Raw genomic sequence first — 19,442 nt, 5'->3', positions numbered from 1 at the left:
CCCAGGGAAGGTCAGCCCTGGTTCTTGAGGATGTACTCGGTCGCGTCACCGACGGTCTTGAGGTTCTTGACGTCCTCGTCCGGGATCTTGACGTCGAAGCGCTCTTCGGCGGCGACGACGACCTCGACCATGGACAGCGAGTCGACGTCCAGGTCGTCGGTGAAGGACTTGTCCAGCTGGACGTCCTCAACCGGGATGCCGGCGATCTCGTTCACGATCTCCGCGAGACCTTCGACGATCTCTTCCTGAGTGGCGGCCATGGTGGCGCTCCTTCTTTTCTTTCCAGAGGGTTGGCTGTGCTGCTTACCGTGGCCAGGCGCATGATCGCGTGATCCGGCAACGGAGTGCCTAGGGGAGGGTAACGACCGTCGCCGCGTACACGAGACCCGCCCCGAAACCGATGACGAGCGCCGTGTCGCCGCTCTTCGCCTCCCCGGTCGCCAGGAGCCGCTCCATCGCGAGCGGGATCGAGGCGGCCGAGGTGTTGCCGGTGGTGCGTACGTCACGCGCGACCGTGACGTGCTCCGGCAGCTTCAACGTCTTCACCATCGAGTCGATGATCCGCTCGTTGGCCTGGTGGGGAATGAAGACGTCGAGGTCGTCCGCTGTGATGCCGGCCGCGTCCAGCGCCTGCTGGGCGACCTTGGCCATCTCGAAGACGGCCCAGCGGAATACCGCCTGACCCTCCTGCGTGATGGCGGGGAACTTGTCGACCGTGCCGTCGCGGTAGTCCGTCCACGGCACCGTCTGCTTGATCGTCTCGGACTTGTCGCCCTCCGAGCCCCACACCGTCGGGCCGATCGCCGGCTCCTTCGCGGGGCCGACGACGACCGCTCCGGCGCCGTCACCGAACAGGAAGGCCGTCGCGCGGTCCTCCAGGTCGGTCAGGTCGGAGAGCCGCTCCACGCCGATGACCAGCACGTATTCGGCGCTGCCGTCGACGATCATGCCCTTGGCGAGGGTCAGGCCGTAGCCGAAGCCCGCGCAGCCCGCCGAGATGTCGAACGCGGCGGCCTTGTCCGTGCCCAGCTTGTCGGCGATCTCCGTCGCGACTGCCGGGGTCTGCTTGAAGTGCGAGACGGTCGAGACGACGACCGCGCCGATCTGCTCGGCGGTGATGCCCGCGTCCGCGATCGCCTTGCCGGACGCCTCCACCGACATCGCGGCGACGGTCTCCTCGTCGCTCGCCCAGTGCCGGGTCTCGATGCCGGACCGGGAGCGAATCCACTCGTCGGACGAGTCGATCGTCTCCAGGATGACGTCGTTGGGGACGACCCGGACCGGCCGGTAGCCGCCCACCCCGAGGATGCGCGCGTACGGATGACCCTTGCCGGGCTTGATCTTCGCCATCGGGATCTCCTCTCAGGCGCCGTGTTCCGCGATCAGCTCGCGGGCCGCGTCGAGGTCGTCGGGGGTCTTCAGGGCCAGTCTCGGTACGTCGGGCAGGGCGCGCTTGGCGAGGCCGACGAGGGTGCCGCCGGGCGCGGCCTCGATGATCGCGGTGGCGCCCAGCGCGCGGAACGTCTCCATGCACAGGTCCCAGCGGACCGGGTTCGCGACCTGGCCGACGAGACGCTGAAGCACCTCGGCGCCGGTCGCGACGGCCTCGCCGTCCTTGTTGGAGACGTAGGTGACCTCGGGGTCGGCCGGGGTGAGACCGGCGGCGGCCTCCTCCAGCACCGACACCGCCGGGGCCATGTGATGCGTGTGGAAGGCGCCGGCGACCTTCAGGGCGACGACCTTGCGGACGCCTTCAGGCTTGTCCTCGGCCAGCGCCGCGAGCTGCTCGGCGGTACCGGCGGCGACGATCTGGCCCGCGCCGTTGATGTTCGCCGGGGTCAGCCCCAGCTTCTCCAGATGCGGGACGGTCGTCTCGGGGTCGCCCCCGAGCAGCGCCGCCATCCCGGTCCGCGTCACGGCGGCGGCCTCGGCCATCGCCAGACCGCGCTTGCGGACGAGGGACAGCGCGTTCTCGGGGGTCAGGACACCGGCCCACGCGGCGGCGGTCAGCTCACCGACGCTGTGCCCGGCGACCGCGCCCGGCGTGATGGCACCGAGTGCCGCGCCGGAGACGATCCCGGCCGCGACCAGCAGCGGCTGGGCGACGGAGGTGTCACGGATCTCGTCCGCGTCGGCGTTCGTGCCGTAGTGCACCAGGTCGAGCCCGATGACCTCGGACCAGGCGGCGAGCTGGTCGGAGACACCGGGGAGGTCGAGCCAGGGGGTCAGGAAGCCGGGCGTCTGGGCGCCCTGGCCGGGAGCGACGAGTACGAGCACTCTCACACTCTCTCTTGGGTACGGGCACGGCCGCCCGTGGGGACAGGGACGAAGAACAGCAGGGGGTTTTGTGGACCCCCGACAAAAGCCTAGGTCTGGGGATCTCCGTCGGCCAGGCGCCCCAGGATCAGCGCGATCCGCAGAGTAAAGGCCGAGCGTACATCGGAGGGTGACCATCCGGTGACGTCAGTCACACGTCGCAGCCGGTAGCGCACGGTGTTCGGATGGACGAAGAGCATGCGGGCCGCGCCTTCGAGACTGCTGGCCTGTTCCAGATATACGGAGAGTGTTTCCAGCAGTGCGGAACCGGCCTCTTCCAGCGGTCTGTAGATCTCCTCCACCAACTGACCGCGCGCGGTGGGATCGCCCGCGATGGCTCGTTCCGGGAGCAAATCGTCCGCCAGGACCGGCCGCGGAGCGTCCTGCCAGGCCGAACACGCCTTCAGCCCGGCCGCCGCCGCCTGCGCGGACCGGGTCGCCGTCAGCAGGTCCGGGACGATCGGCCCCGCGACCACCGGACCCGCCGCGAACGGGCCGATCAGTGACTTGGCGACGGCGATCGGGTTGTCGCTGCCGCCCGCGATGACGACGAGACGGGTCCCCAACACGCCGGTCAGGACCTGGAGTTTGGAGTGCCGTGAGGCTCGCCGGATCGCCTCGACCGTCAGCTCCGAGTCACCGTCCGGAGCCGTGCCGAGCACCACGCACACGTGCTCCGGGGCGTTCCAGCCCAGCGCCGCCGCCCGGGACACGGCCCCCTCGTCGGCCTCGCCGCTCAGCACCGCGTTCACGACGAGCGACTCCAGCCGCGCGTCCCAGGCACCCCGTGCCTCGGCGGCCTGGGCGTACACCTGCGCGGTCGCGAACGCGATCTCCCGCGCGTACACGAGGAGCGCCTCCCGCAGCACCGCCTCGTCGCCCGGCGCGGCCACCTCGTCGATCGCGGACTCCATGACCTCGATCGTCGTACGGACCATCTCGACGGTCTGCCGCAGCGTGATCGCCCGGGTCAGCTCTCTCGGGGCGGTGCCGAAGACGTCCGTCGAGATCGCCTGCGGGGCGTCGGGACGCCGGAACCACTCGGTGAACGCCGCGATGCCCGCCTGGGCGACCAGGCCGATCCAGGAACGGTTCTCCGGGGGCATCGCCCGGTACCACGGCAGGCTCTCGTCCATCCTCGTGATGGCCTGCGCGGCCAGCGATCCGGACGACTTCTCCAGCCGCTTCAGCGTGGCGGGGTGCGGGTGGGCCGGAGCGGCGGGCGGGGGGGTGGTGGGTCTCGGTTCGGGCACGGAAACAAGGGTGCCTCATCCGGGCGGGTCGGTGAGGCGTGGGGATACCTTGGTGGGGTGATGGACGTGCGGCGCGGGGACTCGCGGTACCGGGGCGGCGATGCCGGACGGGGCATCGAGACTTTGCACTCTTTTTCCTTCGGGTCGTACTACGACCCCGACAACCTCCGCTTCGGCGCGCTCATCGCCTGCAACGAGGAGCGGCTCGAACCCGGCGCCGGATTCGACGAACACCCCCACTCCCACACCGAGATCGTCACCTGGGTGATCTCCGGCGAGCTGACCCACCGCGACTCCGCCGGGCACGAGACGGTCGTCCGCCCCGGGGACGTCCAGCGCCTCTCCGCCGCAGGCGGCGTCCGCCACGTCGAGCGCAACGACGCCGCCGTCCCCCTGGTCTTCCTCCAGATGTGGCTGGCCCCCCTCGAACCCGGCGGCGAGCCCTCCTACGAGACCGTCCGGGGCATCGCCGACTCGACGCCCTACGCCGTCGTCGGCGCGGGCGCCATGCTCCACGTCCGCCGCCTGTCCCCCGGCGAACGCACCGCCGTGCCGGAGGCGAAACTCGGGTACGTCCACGTCGTGCGCGGCGAAGTGCGTTCGGGCGACGTGGAGTTGGCGGCCGGGGACGCCCTCCGCATCACCGGCGAGGGGGAGTCGGAGCTGGTCGCCGTCGGCGGGGCGGCGGAGGTGCTGATGTGGGAGATGGGCGGCTAGCCCCCGGCGTTCTTCCAGACGGCGACGTCGACCGTGACGTAGCGGCTCAGGTCCGACTCCGGTGAGCGTCCCTTGTAGGTGATCAGGGCGATGTGACCGGCCTTCGACCGCACGCACATCCTGGTGCCGACGGCGACCTGGGGCAGCGGCAGTTCCCGGGTGAAGCGGGTCTCCTCCAGGCAGGTCCGAAGGGTGCCCTGCTGTTTCGCGTCCAGCACGACGACCTTGCGGCCGACGCTGCCGATCAGCTCGCTGTCGTTGCCCTGGAAGAAGTAGAAGTCGGAGTCCTCGCCGTTGCGGGTGGAGCCGCCGTCGTTCATGGGCTTCGGCGGGGTGTCCGTGAAGCGGATGAAGAAGTCGAGGGGGATCTCGATGTTCGGGTAGGACGCGGGGGCCGGGTCCGTGGTCCGGGAGGGGGCGGTGGCCTCCGTGCCGACGCGGTCCCCGTCCGGTTCCGACCCGTCGTCGAGGTTCAGGATCAGCTCCGAGGCCCAGAAGGCGACGGGGACGACGACGGCGGCGGCTATCGCGACGCCGCGCCAGAGCCTGTTGCGGCGCGGCGGGGGAGGGGGGTGGGGCGGGCGCCAGGAAGGGCGGGGAGCGGGGGCGTGGGCCGGAAACTGGGTGGGGGCCTGGGCGTGGGCGTGGCCCGGGGGCTGGGCGAAGTGCGTGGGGGTGTAGGCGAGGGGCGGCGGGTTGTACGCGGGGTGGGCGGCCGGGGTGCGGTGGGGTACGGGGGTCTGCGCACCCGGGCCGGCGGGCCGGCCGTGCGGTTCCGGCATCGCCGTGGGGATGTCCGCGCCGACCGCCGCCGGGAGCCAGTCGCCGGACTGGCGCAGGGGAGCGGGGGACGCCTGCTGGCAGAGGGCGATCACCTCCGCCGGGGTGGGCCGGTTCCCCGGCTCCTTGTCCAGGCACCTCGCGATGAACGCCAGCTCCGGAGGCAGCCCGGTGAGGTCGGGCGTCTGGTGGACGACGCGGTACAGCAGCGCGTGCGCCGAGCCGTCGCCGTACGCGCCCTTCCCCGTCGCCGCGAACACCGCGATCTGGCCCAGGGAGAAGACGTCCGACGCCGGGGTCACCGGCTTGCCCGCCGCCTGTTCCGGGGACATGAACGCGGGGGTGCCGGGGGAGACGCCGGTGCCCGTCAGGGCCGTCGCGTCCGAGGCGCGGGCGATGCCGAAGTCGATGACCCTCGGGCCGTCCGCCGCGAGCAGCACGTTCGACGGCTTGAGGTCCCGGTGCACGACGTCGGCGCCGTGGATCGCGGAGAGCGCCTCCGCGATACCGGCGAGCAGCAGCAGGACGGACGGCAGCGGAAGGGGGCCGTGCCGCCCGACGGCCTCCGCGAGACTCGGCCCCGCGACATAGGCGGTGACCAGCCAGGGCCGCTCGCTCTCCACGTCGTGGTCCAGCACCGGCGCGGTGTAGAACCCCTGCACCCGCTGGGCCGCCTCCACCTCCTGCCGGAACCGCCGCCGGAACTCCGGGTTCTCGGCGAGCTCGGGCCGCACGGTCTTCACCGCGACCGGATGCCCGCCAGGTGTGTGCGACAGGTAGACGGCCCCCATCCCTCCGGCCCCCAGCCGCGCCGACAGCCGGTACGGCCCCACCACCTCGGGGTCCCCGTCCCCCAACTCCCCGAACCGGCCGTCCTGTTGCCCCGCGCCCATCGCTCCCCCGAGATCACCGAGTCCTGTGAGTGACGAGGTTATCCGAGGGTCTGTTCGGGTCAGCGCCCCTCAGGCGGACCGGAGTTGGGCCAGCACCCCGTCCGTGAACGCCGGCCACACCTCGACCGCCCAGGGGCCGAAATCGCGGTCGGTCAGGGCGACGCAGGCGGCGCCCGCGTCCGGGTCGATCCACAGGAAGGTGCCGGACTGGCCGAAGTGGCCGAAGGTCCGCGGGGAGGAGGAACTCCCGGTCCAGTGCGGGGACTTGGCGTCCCGGATCTCGAAGCCGAGACCCCAGTCGTTGGGGTTCTGGTGGCCGTAGCCCCGCAACACGCCCTTGGTGCCGGGGAACTGGACCGTCATGGCCTCCAACACCGTGCGGGGGTCGAGGAGTCGGGGGATCTGGACCTCGGCCGCGAAGCGGAGGAGGTCGGCGACGGTGGAGGTGGCGTCCTTCGCGGGGGAGCCGTCCAAGGTCGTGTCCGTCATCCCGAGCGGCTCCAGCACCGCCTGCCGGAGGTACTCCGGGAACGGGATGTCCGTCGCCTTCGCGATGTGGTCGCCGAGCTGCTCGAAACCGGCGTTCGAGTAGAGCCGCCGGTCGCCGGGCGGGGCCATCACCCGGTGCTCGTCGAAGGCGAGGCCGGAGGTGTGGGCGAGGAGCTGGCGGACGGTGGCGCCGGGCGGCCCCGCCGGCTCGTCGAGGTCGATCGCCCCCTCCTCGTACGCGACGAGCGCGGCGTACGCGGCGAGCGGCTTGGTCACCGAGGCGAGGGGGAAGCGGTGGCCGGCCGGACCGTGGGTGCCGAGGACGACGCCGTCGGCACGGACGACACCCGCCGCGGCGGTGGGGACCGGCCAGTTCTCGATCTGGTGGAGGCTGCTCAGCGACATGCCGTGAGCCTACCTTCGCCATTCTTACCGTTTGCGCTTGCTTCGAGCCCACTCCAAGGTCATAGCGTGGGTACATGACGGTGATGCAGACCTCGCCCCTGACCCTCGAAACACCCTCCCCCACCGACGTCTGCGCAGCTCCGCCGCCGCCCCATCCCCGTCCGGAGGGGAAGGACAGCTACACGATCAGCGAGGTGGTGGCGCTCACCGGGCTGACGGCGCACACGCTGCGCTGGTACGAGCGGATCGGGCTGCTGGACCACGTGGACCGCTCGCACACCGGCCAGCGGCGGTACTGCAACCGCGACCTGGACTGGCTGGACTTCGTGAGCAAGCTGCGCCTCACGGGCATGCCGGTGGCCGACATGGTCAGGTACGCGGAGCTGGCACGGGAGGGCGAGAGCACGTTCGGTGAGCGCCGGGAACTGCTGGAGTCGACGCGCAGGGACGTCCAGGCGCGCATCACGGAACTGAACGGCACGCTGGCGGTACTGAACCGGAAGATCCAGTACTACTCGGCGTAGGCGGGGCGGGGGCACGGGTGCCGCAGCTCCGTCTCAGCCCCGCCTACAGCTCGGCCAGCAGCTCCGCCTTCTTCGCCGAGAACTCCTCGTCCGTCACGAGCCCCGCCTCGTGCAGCTCCCCGAGGTGCCGGATGCGCTCGACGACGTCGGCGGGGTCGCGGCGGGCCTGGGCGGACAGGACGGCCGCCCCCTTCTGCCCGCGCACGGCCGCGAGGACGGCGGCGGCGAAGGGCAGCGACTCGTGGACGGGGCCGTAGCCGAGGCCGAAGACGACGGCCGCGGGGTCCTGGTCGGGCTGCGCCACGGCGGACGGCGTCTCTCCCCGCACCAGCCGCAGATGCCCCTCGAACACCTCCGGCGAGCGCCACTCCACACCGGTCAGCTCGGAGACCGCGAAGTTCTGGTCGCCCGCCTTCCACTTCGCGGAGGACGCGCCGGTCCAGAACCAGCGGAACCGGACGCTGCTGCCGTCGAAGGACGCCTTCGCGTCGTACGCCTTGAAGGAGAGCGGCACCTCCGGGGCCTCCACGAGGAACCGTTCCGCCGGGCCCGACCGGGTCAGCAGCCCCCGGACCTCCTCGGCGTAGTACTCCGCGAGCGCGTCCCGCTCGGCGGGCAGGACGAGCCGGTAGGGGTCGGAACCCTCCTTGAGCTGGCCGTCGGCCGCGGCGAGCAGCGGGTCGGCACCCTCACGCAGTTCGAGCCGCAGGACGACCGTCCCGCGCTTGCCGGGGGCCAGCGACACGCCCTCGACCGCCGCGAGGGGGACCCGGCGCTCCCCGAGCGCCGAGAACAGCTTCGGCGCCCGCATCCCCCGTTCGTAGCGGATGAGCACGGAGTCGGACCCGAACTCCCAGGCGGCATGCGAACCGGCCAGTACATCACCCATGCGGCTCATCGTATGCGGGACCCGCATCTTCGTCCCCTCCCCGCGCGTACCGCAGTTCCTGCTGTTTCTACGCGCGTCCGGCCGTGGTAGTGCCGGACAAATCCGCCCGGCAGGTCTCGTCATCGTCGGCGCACCGCACCGAGTGGTATGCGCCAGTCCCGATCTCGGCGAAGTTGCGCAGGCTGTCCGTGCCGGGCTCGAAGTACCCGCCGTGGCCGTGCGCGAGCTTCGCGGAGAGCCGGCGCGCCCCGAACTCCGCCGAGACGGGGTCCTCGCCGTGCCCGAGCCCGCCGAGCTCCAGGTACGGCACGTCCTGAATCCAGTCGTCCGCGTCCCGCATCGCCCACACCCGGGCGGAGGTGTGCAGGTGGGACGCCTTCTCCACGCGCATCCCGGGGCTCCCGGCGACCGCTATGTCGGCCACCCGCCGGGGCATCCCGTGCGCCGCGACCCCGCAGACGACGGAGCCGTAGCTGTGGCAGAACAGCGACACCGGCGCCTTCCCGGGCAGCGCCCGCAGCAGCGCGTTGAGGCGTACGGCGCCGTCCTCGGCGCGCATCGCGGTCGCCGACTCGATGCCGAGCCCGGCGGGGGCCGTGTAGTCGGCCCAGGCGATGACGGCGGTGCCGGTGCGGGGGCTGACGGCGCGCTCCGCGTCGTACAGGGCCTGGGCCATGCCGACCGGGGCGGTGTATCTGCGGCCCGTCTTCTCGAAGGTGAGGACGTCGGTGTCGACACCGGGGACGATGACGGAGATCCGCGCGGCGGTCGTCAGGTCGCCGAAGACCTCGGCGGCCCGGCCGCTGCCCTCGGGGTCGAAGGCGAGGATCTGCCGGCCGCCGCCCGCCATCGCCTCGAAGCGGTGCATCCGGCGGCCCGCCTCGCGCTGGCCGTCCTCGCTGAGCCGCCCGTCGTGCGTGCGGGCCCGCTCGACGGCGGCGGCCTGGGTGAGCGCGATGCGGTTGGCGCGGTAGCGCAGCCTGACCGGGGCGCCGTTCATGTTGCCGACGGCGAGCGGGTAGGTGTGGGCCAGGATGTTGCGCTGGGGAGCGGTGAGCGCGGCGAAGAAGCGGGCCAGTCTCGCCGGGGCCTGGTCGGGGTCCGGGAGGAGCCGGCCGTCGACGAAGCCGTGCCGCCAGGCGGCGACGGAGGCTTCGAGCGCGCTGTCGGAGCGCTGGGGGCGCAGGGCCGTCCAGCCGGTCGTCGACAGCATCACGAACACGACGGCCAGCGCGAGCAGTGCGCGCCAGACGCCGAGCTGGGGAGAGGGGTCGAAGGAAGTCACTGGGAGGACACACTAGGAGAACGGAAGGGTCTCGGGGGCCTTCAGTGACAGGGATCACGTTTCGATAAAAGGGGCCGTGGGCAACGGTTCGATCAGCTGTCGCGCCAGCTCCCGAGGAGCGCCGGACCCACCTCGTCGAGGTAGCGCGCGGTCCGCTCCCGCATCCGCGCCAGGTCCATCCCCGCGTCGTCGCCCCAGCCCCGCTCGGCGACCCGGATCACCCCGCTGAACAGCGCGACCACCAGCCGCGGCCGGGGGTCCGTGGCCAGGTCGACGCCCTCCCGCCCGGCGACGATCCCCGCGACCAGCTCCTCCAGCTCCGCCGAGCGCCGCAGATGCGCGGCGAACAGCGCGGGCGTCTCCTCGATCGTCCGGTAGCCGTGCACGTACAGCTCCATCGGTACGACGCTCTCGATCGCCTCGTCCATCGTCCCGAGGCTCTCCCGCAGGGCGCGGCTCATCGCCTCGAACGGGGGCTCGTGGGGCGGGCGTTCACGCAGGCACTCGACGAAGTGGTCCTCGGCGATGCGGGGGGTGAAGAGGGCGACCTCCTCCTTGCTCGCGAAGTAGCGGAAGAAGGTGCGCTGCGAGACGTCCACGGCGGCGACGATCTCGTCGACGGTCGTGCGCTCGTAGCCCTGCGCCGTGAAGAGCGTGAGGGCGGCTCTGGCCAGGGCGTCTCTCGTGTGTTGCTTCTTGCGTTCGCGGAGTGTGCGCATATGTGTCAGTCACCAGCTTGTGAATTGGTTCGTCAATTGTCAGTGGCTGTCACTAGCGTGGAACTCATGACTAGTCAGACCACCCTCGAAACGGCGGGTCACGGGGACGGGGCGCCGTCGGCGCCGGCGGACCGGCCGTCCGGCGCCGGACTGCGCGGCCATCCCTGGTTCACGCTGATCACCGTCGCCGTCGGGGTCATGATGGTCGCCCTCGACGGCACCATCGTGGCCATCGCCAACCCGGCCATCCAGAAAGACCTCGGCGCGACGTTCGCGCAGGTCCAGTGGATCACCAACGGCTACTTCCTCGCCCTCGCGGTCTCCCTCATCACCGCCGGCAAACTCGGCGACCGCTTCGGCCACCGCCAGACGTTCCTGATAGGCGTGGCCGGTTTCGCCCTCGCCTCCGGCGCGATCGGCCTCTCCTCCAGCGTCTCCGCGGTCGTCGTCTTCCGGGTCCTCCAGGGCCTGTTCGGCGCGCTGCTGATGCCGGCCGCGCTCGGCCTGCTGCGGGCGACGTTCCCCGCCGAGAAGCTGAACATGGCGATCGGCATCTGGGGCATGGTCATCGGGGCGTCCACCGCGGGCGGGCCGATCCTCGGCGGGGTCCTCGTCGAGCACGTCAGCTGGCAGTCGGTGTTCTTCATCAACGTCCCTGTCGGCGTCGTGGCCGTCGTCCTGGGGGTGATGATCCTCCTGGACCATCGCGCAGAGAACGCCCCGCGCTCCTTCGACCTCCCCGGCATCGGCCTGCTCTCCGGCGCGATGTTCTGTCTCGTCTGGGCCCTCATCAAGGCGCCCGAGTGGGGCTGGGGAGGCGGCCTGACCTGGACGTTCCTCGCGGTCGCGGTGGCGGGCTTCGGGGCGTTCGCCTACTGGGAGACGAAGGTGAAGGAGCCGCTGATCCCGCTCGGCCTCTTCCGCTCGGTGCCGCTCTCCGCCGGTGTCGTCCTCATGGTCCTCATGGCCATCGCCTTCATGGGCGGCCTCTTCTTCGTGACGTTCTACCTCCAGAACGTCCACGGTCTCAGCCCGATCGACGCGGGTCTGCACCTCCTCCCGCTCACCGGGATGATGATCGTCGGCTCACCCCTCGCGGGCGCGATGATCACGCGGTTCGGGCCCCGGGTCCCGCTGGCCGGAGGCATGGCCTGCACGGCGATCGCGATGTACGGCGTCTCCACGCTCGACACCGACACCGGCAGCCTCGCCATGTCCGTCTGGTTCGCCCTCCTCGGGCTCGGCCTCGCGCCGGTCATGGTCGGCGCGACCGAGGTCATCGTCGGCAACGCGCCCATGGAGCTCTCCGGCGTCGCCGGCGGCCTCCAGCAGGCCGCCATGCAGATCGGCGGCAGCCTCGGTACGGCCGTCCTCGGCGCGGTGATGGCCTCCAAGGTCGACAGCGCGCTCCCGGCCAACTGGAAGGCGGCGGGCCTGCCCGACATGACGCCGGCCCAGCTCGACCAGGCGTCCGAGGCGGTGCAGGTCGGGGCGGCTCCGGTGGCGCCGGGGACGCCCGACGCGGTCGCCGCGAAGATCGCCGACGTCGCGCACGACACGTTCATCGCGGGGATGAGCCTGGCGTCCCTGGTGGCCACGGGGGTGGCCGTCTTCGCGGTCCTGGTCGCGCTGCTGACGAAGCGGGGCGCGAACGCCGACGCCGCCGGAGGGGGCGTCCACATCTGACACCCCATCAACTCGCCCCCGGTCAACGAAACTGACGCAACGTCAACCGAATTCCCCAATCAGGGTGACTTCGCTAAAGGTTCCTCGCGAAGCCTTCCCCGGGCACGTCACAGTGGGTCATGCCCAGGGCTGCGGCGCGCTGCCGGAGGGGGATAGCGCGCCGCGGTCCTGGGGGCGCCGGGGAACGGACGGGCTTCCCCGGCGCCCTGCCGGCGAGGGTTACGCGTCGCCCCCGGCCGCGCCGGGGTCGGCCGCCGACACGTCCAGGAGCTGGTAGCGGTCGATCGCCTGCTTCAGGGCCGAGCGGTCGACCTTGCCCTCCTTCGCGAGTTCCGTGAGGACGGCGAGGACGATCGACTGGGCGTCGATGTGGAAGAAGCGGCGGGCCGCGCCCCGGGTGTCCGCGAAGCCGAAGCCGTCGGCGCCGAGGGACTGGTAGGTGCCCGGGACCCAGCGGGAGATCTGGTCGGGGACGGCCCGCATCCAGTCGGAGACCGCGACGAACGGCCCCTGGGAACCGCCGAGTTTACGGGTGACGTACGGCACCTTCTGGTCCTCCTCGGGGTGCAGGAGGTTGTGCCGCTCCACCTCGACGGCCTCGCGGCGCAGCTCGTTCCAGGAGGTCGCCGACCAGACGTCCGCCCGGACGTTCCACTCCTCGGCGAGGACCCGCTGCGCTTCCAGAGCCCAGGGGACCGCCACCCCGGAGGCCAGGATCTGGGCCGGCGTCGAACCCGCCGTACCCGCCGACACCTTGTGGACGCCCTTGAGGATGCCCTCGACGTCGACGTCCTCGGGCTCCGCCGGGTGCTGGAGGGGCTCGTTGTAGACGGTGAGGTAGTAGAAGACGTCCTCGCTGTCGGGGCCGTACATGCGCCGCAGGCCGTCCTGGACGATGTGCGCGATCTCGTACCCGTACGCGGGGTCGTAGGCGACGCAGCCGGGGTTCGTCGAGGCCAGCAACTGCGAGTGGCCGTCGGCGTGCTGGAGGCCCTCGCCGGTCAGCGTGGTGCGGCCGGCCGTGGCGCCGAGGACGAAGCCGCGGGCGAGCTGGTCCGCCATCTGCCAGAACTGGTCGCCGGTGCGCTGGAAACCGAACATCGAGTAGAACACGTAGACCGGGATGAGCGGTTCGCCGTGCGTCGCGTACGCCGAGCCCGCCGCGATCAGGGACGCGGTGCAGCCCGCCTCCGAGATGCCGTCGTGGAGCATCTGGCCGGTCGGCGACTCCTTGTAGGCGAGCAGGAGTTCACGGTCCACGGACTCGTACTGCTGGCCGAGCGGGTTGTAGATCTTCGCGCTCGGGAAGAAGGAGTCCATGCCGAACGTGCGGTACTCGTCGGGCGCGATCAGGACGAAGCGGCGGCCCAACTCCTTGTCCCGCATGAGGTCCTTGAGCAGCCGGACGAACGCCATGGTCGTGGCGATGGACTGCTGGCCGGAACCCTTCTTCACACTCGCGTACACCTTGTCGTCCGGCAGCGCGAGGGGCTTCGCGCGTACGACGCGGGTGGGGACGTAACCGCCGAGCGAGTTGCGGCGGTCGTGCATGTACTGGATCTCCTCCGAGTCCCGGCCCGGGTGGTAGTACGGCGGCAGGCCGGACTCCAACTGCTGGTCGGAGATGGGGAGATGGAGGCGGTCGCGGAAGCCCTTCAGGTCGGCGACCGTCAGCTTCTTCATCTGGTGCGTGGCGTTGCGGCCCTCGAAGTTCGGGCCGAGCGTCCAGCCCTTGACGGTCTTCGCGAGGATGACCGTCGGCTGGCCCTTGTGCTCGACGGCCGCCTTGAACGCCGCGTAGATCTTCTTGTGGTCGTGGCCGCCGCGCCCGAGGTGCAGGATCTGGTCGTCGGTCATGCCCTCGACCATCGCGCGCAGCCGCTGGTCGTCGCCGAAGAAGTGGTTGCGGATGTAGGCGCCCGACTCGGTGGCGTACGTCTGGTACTGGCCGTCCGGCGTCGTGTTCATCCGGTTGACGAGGATGCCGTCGCGGTCCTGCGCGAGCAGCGGGTCCCAACTGCGGTCCCAGATCAGCTTGATGACGTTCCAGCCGGCGCCCCGGAAGACGGACTCCAGCTCCTGGATCACCTTGCCGTTGCCGCGCACCGGGCCGTCGAGGCGCTGGAGGTTGCAGTTGACGACGAAGGTCAGGTTGTCGAGGCCCTCGCGGGCGGCGATCGTCAACTGGCCGAGCGACTCCGGCTCGTCCATCTCGCCGTCGCCGAGGAACGCCCAGACGTGCGACTTCGAGGTGTCGGCGATGTCGCGGGCGTGCATGTAGCGGTTCATGCGGGCCTGGTAGATCGCGCCGATCGGGCCGAGGCCCATCGAGACGGTCGGGAACTCCCAGAAGTCCGGCATCAGGCGCGGGTGCGGGTACGAGGAAAGCCCGTACGGGGCGCGGGACTTCTCCTGGCGGAACGCGTCCAAGTGCTGCTCGGAGAGGCGGTCGAGGAGAAAGGCGCGGGCGTAGATGCCGGGGGAGGCGTGGCCCTGGAAGAAGACCTGGTCGCCGCCGTCGCCCTCGTCCTTGCCGCGGAAGAAGTGGTTGAAGCCGACGTCGTACAGGGACGCGGAGGACGCGAACGTCGCGATGTGGCCGCCGACGCCGATCCCGGGGCGCTGGGCGCGGGAGACCATCACCGCGGCGTTCCAGCGGGTCGCGTTGAGGATACGGCGCTCGATCTCCTCGTTGCCCGGGAAGAACGGCTCGCTCTTGGTGGGGATCGTGTTGACGTAGTCCGAGCTGCGCATCTCGGGGACGGCCACGCGCTTCTCGCGGGCCCGCTCGATCAGGCGGAGCATCAGGTAGCGGGCGCGTTCACGGCCGCGCTCGTCGACGGCGGCGTCGAGCGAGTCGAGCCACTCCTGGGTCTCCTCGGGGTCGAAGTCAGGAACCTGACTCGGAAGGCCGCCAATGATGATCGGATTGCGATCTGATCCGGAAGCCACGCTGTTCCTTACCTGTCGGAGGGCTGCCGAGGGGCTGGGGAGGCCCTGGGAGCCGCTTTTCGGTATGCCTGCTGCACCGCTGCCCATCGTGTACCTCGGGGCGTCAAACGTCATCTCTACCGTTTGGTAACCCATGGGGTGTACACCGGGGTAACGGTCCCCTTCTGCGAGTCGGCGATTTTCAAACGCGCAAACAGGGCAGAAAGGTGTGGCGTGTGTCACTTTGGACAGGGAATCCGTGCCTGGAGTTGCGGCGACACGGCCCGGATCGTCACCGTTTAGGCGGTCCGAACCGCCGGGTACTTGCGCGATCCGCCCCGCCCGTGTGGACTACGGCCAACACCACGCGCGTACGCGTGGCCGAGTTGTCATCGAAAGAACATGATCAGGAGGCAGACCGTGAGCGCGACCGCGGACCACGCGGAGACGAGCCTGGCCGTGCGGCTGGGTTTCCAGCCCGCCCAGGTGGTCCAGGAGATCGGCTACGACGAGGACGTAGACCAGGACCTCCGTGAGTCCATCGAGGAGACCGTCGGCAGTGAGCTGGTGGACGAGGACTACGACGATGTGGCTGACGCCGTCGTCCTGTGGTTCCGTGACGACGACGGCGACCTGACGGACGCCCTGGTCGACGCCCTTGGGCTCCTTGAGGAGGACGGTTCGATCCTGCTCCTCACCCCGAAGACCGGGCGGGACGGCTACATCGAGCCCAGCGACATCAACGACGCGGCCCAGACGGCCGGTCTCTCGCAGACCAAGAGCGTCAGCGCCGGCAAGGACTGGGTCGGCACCCGCCTGCTGAGCCCCAAGGCCGCGAAGCGGTAACGCTTCCCAGCAGCACGAAGGCGCCCGGGTACGGCCCTCCTCAAAACCAGCCGCACCCGGGCGCCTTTTCGGCCCCACACCGGCCGCCCCGGTGCTCCGCACCGCATCTTCCCGGTGTGCCCCACATCGGCCACTCCGGCGCCCCGCACCGCGCTATCCCGTCCCGGCGACCCTGGCCCCGCAGCCCGGCATCGCACGGCGCCCTGTGCCCCGCGAGCTCCCAGGAACACCCACCGGGTTCGACCTCAGGCCCCTGCCTGCCCGGACAGCCGCACGCCCTCGCTCGGCCCGGCAACGCGCGGCGCCCCGCGAGCCCCCAGAACACCCACCGGTCTCGATCTCACGCCCCGCCCGCCCGAACAGCCGCACGCCCCCGCTCGGCCCAGCATCGCGCGGCGCCCTGCGTCTCGTGAGACCGCAGGAAGACCCACCGGGTTTGATCTCTCACCCCCACGCCCAGCGGGACAGCCGCAGGCCCCGCCCAGCCCGGCAATCGCCGGGGGCCGCGTCGCCTCGCCTCGGCTTGTTACGGGGCCCCGTAGTCCGGCCGAGGTATTGGAAGGCACCCCGGCCCGCTCACCGGCGCTCCCCAGCCGGCACCCTCACGTCCGTGCCCGGTCCAGCGTCGTGGCGTCCCGGTGCCAGCCCTTGCCCCGCTTGATATCGCCGCCCGCCCGCGCGCCGTACCCCGGTGCCCCTGGCGTTCACCGCGTGGCTCGGGCGATACAGGCCGCAGAGTCCCGCCGGGCCGCCACTCCGGCCCAGCACCCCACGAGCGCCGGCAAGCCCCCTCCAGGCCCACGGCCCGGCACAGCAGGCCCGCTCCGCCGGGCTTCGACGCGGCTCGGCTCGGCTCGATACGGTGCCCCGTGGTCCGGTGGAGGTCTCGGGGAGATCCGTCGGCTCGGCCCCCCATGGCTCTGCCCAGCCGTCCCTCCCCGCCCCCGCCCTGCCCTCGCCCCCACCCTCGTCTCGCGGCTCTCCGGCCTGGCCCCCGGCCCTCGGTCCACCGGCGTTCGCGCCGGCCCCCCCCCACCCCGTCCCCGTACGCTGTGATCCCCCGAACAGCCCACCGAAGGGAAAGATCCCGATGGCGATCCAGGTCGGCGACAAGGCACCCGACTTCGAGCTCAAGGACAACCACGGCGCGACCGTGACGCTCTCCGAATTCCGGGGACGCAAGAACGTCGTGCTGCTCTTCTACCCCTTCGCGTTCACCGGCGTGTGCACCGGCGAACTGTGCGAGCTGCGGGACAACCTGCCGAAGTTCGAGGACCGCGACACCCAGCTGCTGGCCGTGTCGAACGACTCCATCCACACCCTGCGCGTCTTCGGCGAGCAGGAGGGCCTGGAGTACCCCCTCCTCAGCGACTTCTGGCCGCACGGCGAGGTCTCCCGGGCCTACGGCGTCTTCGCCGAGGACAAGGGCTGCGCCGTACGCGGCACCTTCGTCATCGACAAGGAGGGCATCGTCCGCTGGACGGTCGTCAACGCCCTCCCGGACGCCCGCGACCTCGGCGAGTACGTCAAGGCGCTCGACACCCTGTGATCTCTCGGGGGCGGGGGCTTTCGGGAACCCGCCCCCGTGGCCGACGGTCGAGCGGATCTTCAGGCCGGAGCCGAGCCAGCCGTGTCTCCGCCGGGCGGCGAGGCGTCCACCCCGGCGGCGCGGAGACCGACCTCAAGCATGTAGACCAGCTCGGAATTGAGCGACCGCCGCTCGGACTTGGCATGCGCGCGCAACCGGTCGCGCAGATCTTCGGGAAGACGCAGAGTCATGCGAACCTCGTGTGCCATGGTGCTATTTTGACCCCATGGCGACACCGATGACGGTGGAGGACACAGGCCACGCCCGGTACACCTACCGCCTGCGCGTGTCGGCGTCCTCCCGCATCGCCCTCACGGCGGAGTGGGACCGCTGCCGATGGGTCTGGAACGAGTCCGTGGCCCGGTCTAAGAAGGCGCACGCCGAGAACGACGCCTGTGGCCCCGCGAGGCTGGACAGGATGCTGACCGAGGCCCGCGATCGCACACCGTGGCTGGCGGCGGGCTCGTCGGTGCCGCAGCAGCAGATCGTCCGGGACTTCGGGAAGTCCCGCGCGAAGGCGCTCAAGGACATCAAGTCCGGGCTTCCTCAGCGGCGGCGGGCCGGAATGCCCCGGTTCAAGAAGAAGCGCGAGGCGCTGCCGACGCTGAACTACACGCGGCGCGGTTTCCGGTTGCGGGACGGCCGCCTGCGTCTGGCGGGCGGTGTCGTGGTGACGGTGGTGTGGTCGCGTGAGCTGCCCGGGCCGCCCACCAGCGTGCGTGTCTACCAGGACAGCGTCGGCGCGTGGTACGCCTCGTTCGTCGTTCCGGCGGTGATCGAGGAGATTCCGCGGACCGGTCGGGTCGTCGGTGTCGACTGGGGAGTCGGCGTGATCGCCACCACCACGAGTGACGATCACGATCTCCCTCACCCCGGGTTCGGCCGCGCGGCGAAAGAACGACTGACCCGCTACGACCGCATGATGGCCCGTCGCAGGCCGAGGAAGGGCCGGGCGGCCTCCCGGGGCTACCGCGAAGCGAAGAGGCTGCGTGCGAAGGCGTGCAAGAAGGCCGCTCGGCAACGGCAGGACATCGGGCGGAAATGGGCCAAGCGCGTCGTACGGGACCACGATGTCCTGGCGGTGGAGGACTTCCGCCCGAAGTTCCTCGCCGGATCGGCAATGGCCGCGAGGGCGGCCGACGCGACGATCGGCGCGACCAAGCGGGCTCTGCTGGAGATGGCCCGGAAGCACGGCCGCATCGTGCACCTGGTCGACCCCGCGTACACGACCATGGACTGCGCCCGGTGCGGAGCGAGAACCAAGCACGCGCTGCCGCTTTCCGAGAGAACCCATACCTGCGCCGCGTGCGGGACCGTGTCCCCCAGGGACAAGAACTCCGCCCGTGTGATGCTGGTCCGGGCCGGTCTCGACCCGGCTGGTGCCGATCGTGCAAGACCTGACGGCCCGCCCGGTCCGCAGGCAACGTGAACCAGGAATCCCGCGTCCCTGAGAGCGGGAGGTTTCAATAGGATCGGATCGTTGATCCGACATATCCGAAGCACGACGGGGCTCCCCGCCCCAGGAACCCAATGGAGGACTCGTGGGAGTCAGCCTCAGCAAGGGCGGCAATGTTTCGCTGACCAAGGAGGCCCCGGGCCTGACCGCGGTCATCGTCGGTCTGGGCTGGGACGTCCGCACCACGACCGGCACCGACTTCGACCTGGACGCCAGCGCCCTGCTGGTGGACTCGTCCGGCAAGGTCGCCAGCGACGCGAACTTCGTCTTCTTCAACAACCTCAAGAGCCCGGACGGCTCGGTCGAGCACACCGGCGACAACATCACCGGTGAGGGCGAGGGCGACGACGAGCAGATCAAGGTCAACCTCGCCGGCGTCCCGGCCGAGGTCGACAAGATCGTCTTCCCGGTCTCGATCTACGACGCCGAGAACCGCCAGCAGTCCTTCGGCCAGGTCCGCAACGCGTTCATCCGCGTCGTGAACCAGGCCGGCGAGGCCGAGATCGCCCGCTACGACCTCTCCGAGGACGCCTCGACGGAGACCGCGATGGTCTTCGGCGAGCTCTACCGGCACGGCGCGGAGTGGAAGTTCCGCGCCATCGGCCAGGGCTACGCCTCGGGCCTGCGCGGCATCGCCCAGGACTTCGGGGTCAACGTCTGACACC

Annotated in this window: 18 protein-coding genes; 7 read left to right on the top strand and 11 right to left on the bottom strand. The window is 70.9% G+C overall.

Going from position 1 to position 19,442, the window contains the following annotated elements; translation table 11 throughout:
- Positions 1-11: 11 nt before the first annotated feature.
- The 4 genes from ABZX85_RS09915 to ABZX85_RS09900 form a co-directional block, all read right to left on the bottom strand.
- Positions 12-260 carry an acyl carrier protein gene (locus ABZX85_RS09915; protein ID WP_355864369.1) on the bottom strand — a complete coding sequence of 83 codons (249 nt, stop codon included), beginning with the start codon at positions 258-260 and terminating at the stop codon, positions 12-14.
- A gap of 88 nt (positions 261-348) precedes the next feature.
- Positions 349-1,350 carry a ketoacyl-ACP synthase III gene (locus tag ABZX85_RS09910; protein WP_355864367.1) on the bottom strand — a complete coding sequence of 334 codons (1,002 nt, stop codon included), beginning with the start codon at positions 1,348-1,350 and terminating at the stop codon, positions 349-351.
- Between the two features lie 12 nt (positions 1,351-1,362).
- Positions 1,363-2,277 carry an ACP S-malonyltransferase gene (locus ABZX85_RS09905; RefSeq protein ID WP_355864365.1) on the bottom strand — a complete coding sequence of 305 codons (915 nt, stop codon included), beginning with the start codon at positions 2,275-2,277 and terminating at the stop codon, positions 1,363-1,365.
- A gap of 89 nt (positions 2,278-2,366) precedes the next feature.
- Complete coding sequence (locus tag ABZX85_RS09900) at positions 2,367-3,569, bottom strand: helix-turn-helix domain-containing protein (RefSeq protein ID WP_355864363.1); 1,203 nt, start codon at positions 3,567-3,569, stop codon at positions 2,367-2,369.
- 60 nt (positions 3,570-3,629) lie between these two features.
- Here ABZX85_RS09900 and ABZX85_RS09895 point away from each other — a divergent pair, with 60 nt between their 5' ends.
- The gene (locus tag ABZX85_RS09895; protein ID WP_355864361.1) at positions 3,630-4,286 is read left to right on the top strand and encodes a pirin family protein; all 657 of its coding nucleotides are present in this window, start codon (positions 3,630-3,632) and stop codon (positions 4,284-4,286) included.
- On the opposite strand, the gene ABZX85_RS09890 is transcribed toward ABZX85_RS09895, so the two are convergent.
- Both ABZX85_RS09890 and ABZX85_RS09885 read right to left on the bottom strand, forming a co-directional pair.
- Positions 4,283-5,959, bottom strand: coding sequence for a protein kinase (locus ABZX85_RS09890; RefSeq protein ID WP_355864359.1), 1,677 nt, complete (start codon positions 5,957-5,959; stop codon positions 4,283-4,285). The genes ABZX85_RS09895 and ABZX85_RS09890 overlap by 4 nt on opposite strands.
- A gap of 69 nt (positions 5,960-6,028) precedes the next feature.
- Entirely contained in the window at positions 6,029-6,853 is an 825-nt protein-coding gene (locus tag ABZX85_RS09885; RefSeq protein WP_355864357.1) for a serine hydrolase domain-containing protein, read from the bottom strand.
- Positions 6,854-6,927: 74 nt separating this feature from the next.
- Between ABZX85_RS09885 and ABZX85_RS09880 the strand changes: the two genes are divergently transcribed.
- The gene (locus ABZX85_RS09880; RefSeq protein ID WP_355864355.1) at positions 6,928-7,377 is read left to right on the top strand and encodes a MerR family transcriptional regulator; all 450 of its coding nucleotides are present in this window, start codon (positions 6,928-6,930) and stop codon (positions 7,375-7,377) included.
- 43 nt (positions 7,378-7,420) lie between these two features.
- Here the strand turns inward: ABZX85_RS09880 and ABZX85_RS09875 are convergent, their stop codons facing one another.
- From ABZX85_RS09875 to ABZX85_RS09865, 3 genes are all read right to left on the bottom strand, one after another.
- Positions 7,421-8,266, bottom strand: a complete 846-nt coding sequence (locus tag ABZX85_RS09875) for a DUF4429 domain-containing protein (RefSeq protein WP_355864353.1) — start codon at positions 8,264-8,266, stop codon at positions 7,421-7,423.
- A 67-nt stretch (positions 8,267-8,333) separates the two neighbouring features.
- Positions 8,334-9,551, bottom strand: coding sequence for an alpha/beta hydrolase (locus ABZX85_RS09870; protein WP_355864351.1), 1,218 nt, complete (start codon positions 9,549-9,551; stop codon positions 8,334-8,336).
- Between the two features lie 92 nt (positions 9,552-9,643).
- The gene (locus tag ABZX85_RS09865) at positions 9,644-10,270 is read right to left on the bottom strand and encodes a TetR family transcriptional regulator (RefSeq protein WP_355864349.1); all 627 of its coding nucleotides are present in this window, start codon (positions 10,268-10,270) and stop codon (positions 9,644-9,646) included.
- Between the two features lie 66 nt (positions 10,271-10,336).
- Here ABZX85_RS09865 and ABZX85_RS09860 point away from each other — a divergent pair, with 66 nt between their 5' ends.
- Positions 10,337-11,956 (top strand): MFS transporter, encoded by a 1,620-nt coding sequence (locus ABZX85_RS09860; RefSeq protein ID WP_355864347.1) that lies wholly within the window; start codon positions 10,337-10,339, stop codon positions 11,954-11,956.
- Between the two features lie 219 nt (positions 11,957-12,175).
- Here ABZX85_RS09860 and aceE read toward each other — a convergent pair whose 3' ends face one another.
- Positions 12,176-14,908, bottom strand: a complete 2,733-nt coding sequence (gene aceE / locus ABZX85_RS09855; RefSeq protein ID WP_355864345.1) for a pyruvate dehydrogenase (acetyl-transferring), homodimeric type — start codon at positions 14,906-14,908, stop codon at positions 12,176-12,178.
- A gap of 399 nt (positions 14,909-15,307) precedes the next feature.
- On the opposite strand from aceE, the gene ABZX85_RS09850 reads away from it, so the two are divergent.
- Both ABZX85_RS09850 and ABZX85_RS09845 read left to right on the top strand, forming a co-directional pair.
- Positions 15,308-15,733, top strand: coding sequence for a DUF3052 domain-containing protein (locus ABZX85_RS09850; protein WP_355864343.1), 426 nt, complete (start codon positions 15,308-15,310; stop codon positions 15,731-15,733).
- A 1,090-nt stretch (positions 15,734-16,823) separates the two neighbouring features.
- Complete coding sequence (locus tag ABZX85_RS09845) at positions 16,824-17,282, top strand: peroxiredoxin (RefSeq protein WP_355864341.1); 459 nt, start codon at positions 16,824-16,826, stop codon at positions 17,280-17,282.
- 59 nt (positions 17,283-17,341) lie between these two features.
- Here the strand turns inward: ABZX85_RS09845 and ABZX85_RS09840 are convergent, their stop codons facing one another.
- On the bottom strand, positions 17,342-17,530 hold the full coding sequence (locus tag ABZX85_RS09840) for an Arc family DNA-binding protein (protein ID WP_355864339.1): 189 nt from the start codon (positions 17,528-17,530) through the stop codon (positions 17,342-17,344).
- A gap of 17 nt (positions 17,531-17,547) precedes the next feature.
- On the opposite strand from ABZX85_RS09840, the gene ABZX85_RS09835 reads away from it, so the two are divergent.
- Positions 17,548-18,750: a transposase gene (locus ABZX85_RS09835; protein WP_355864337.1), complete on the top strand. Its 1,203-nt coding sequence runs from the start codon at positions 17,548-17,550 to the stop codon at positions 18,748-18,750.
- A gap of 112 nt (positions 18,751-18,862) precedes the next feature.
- Complete coding sequence (locus ABZX85_RS09830; RefSeq protein WP_355864335.1) at positions 18,863-19,438, top strand: calcium homeostasis/redox stress adaptation protein; 576 nt, start codon at positions 18,863-18,865, stop codon at positions 19,436-19,438.
- Positions 19,439-19,442: the final 4 nt, after the last annotated feature.

It is taken from the genome of Streptomyces sp. NPDC004539 (assembly GCF_040610055.1).
Lineage (GTDB): Bacteria > Actinomycetota > Actinomycetes > Streptomycetales > Streptomycetaceae > Streptomyces.
Note: the sequence above shows the minus strand (reverse complement) of the source record. Positions and strands in the feature narration are given on the sequence as shown.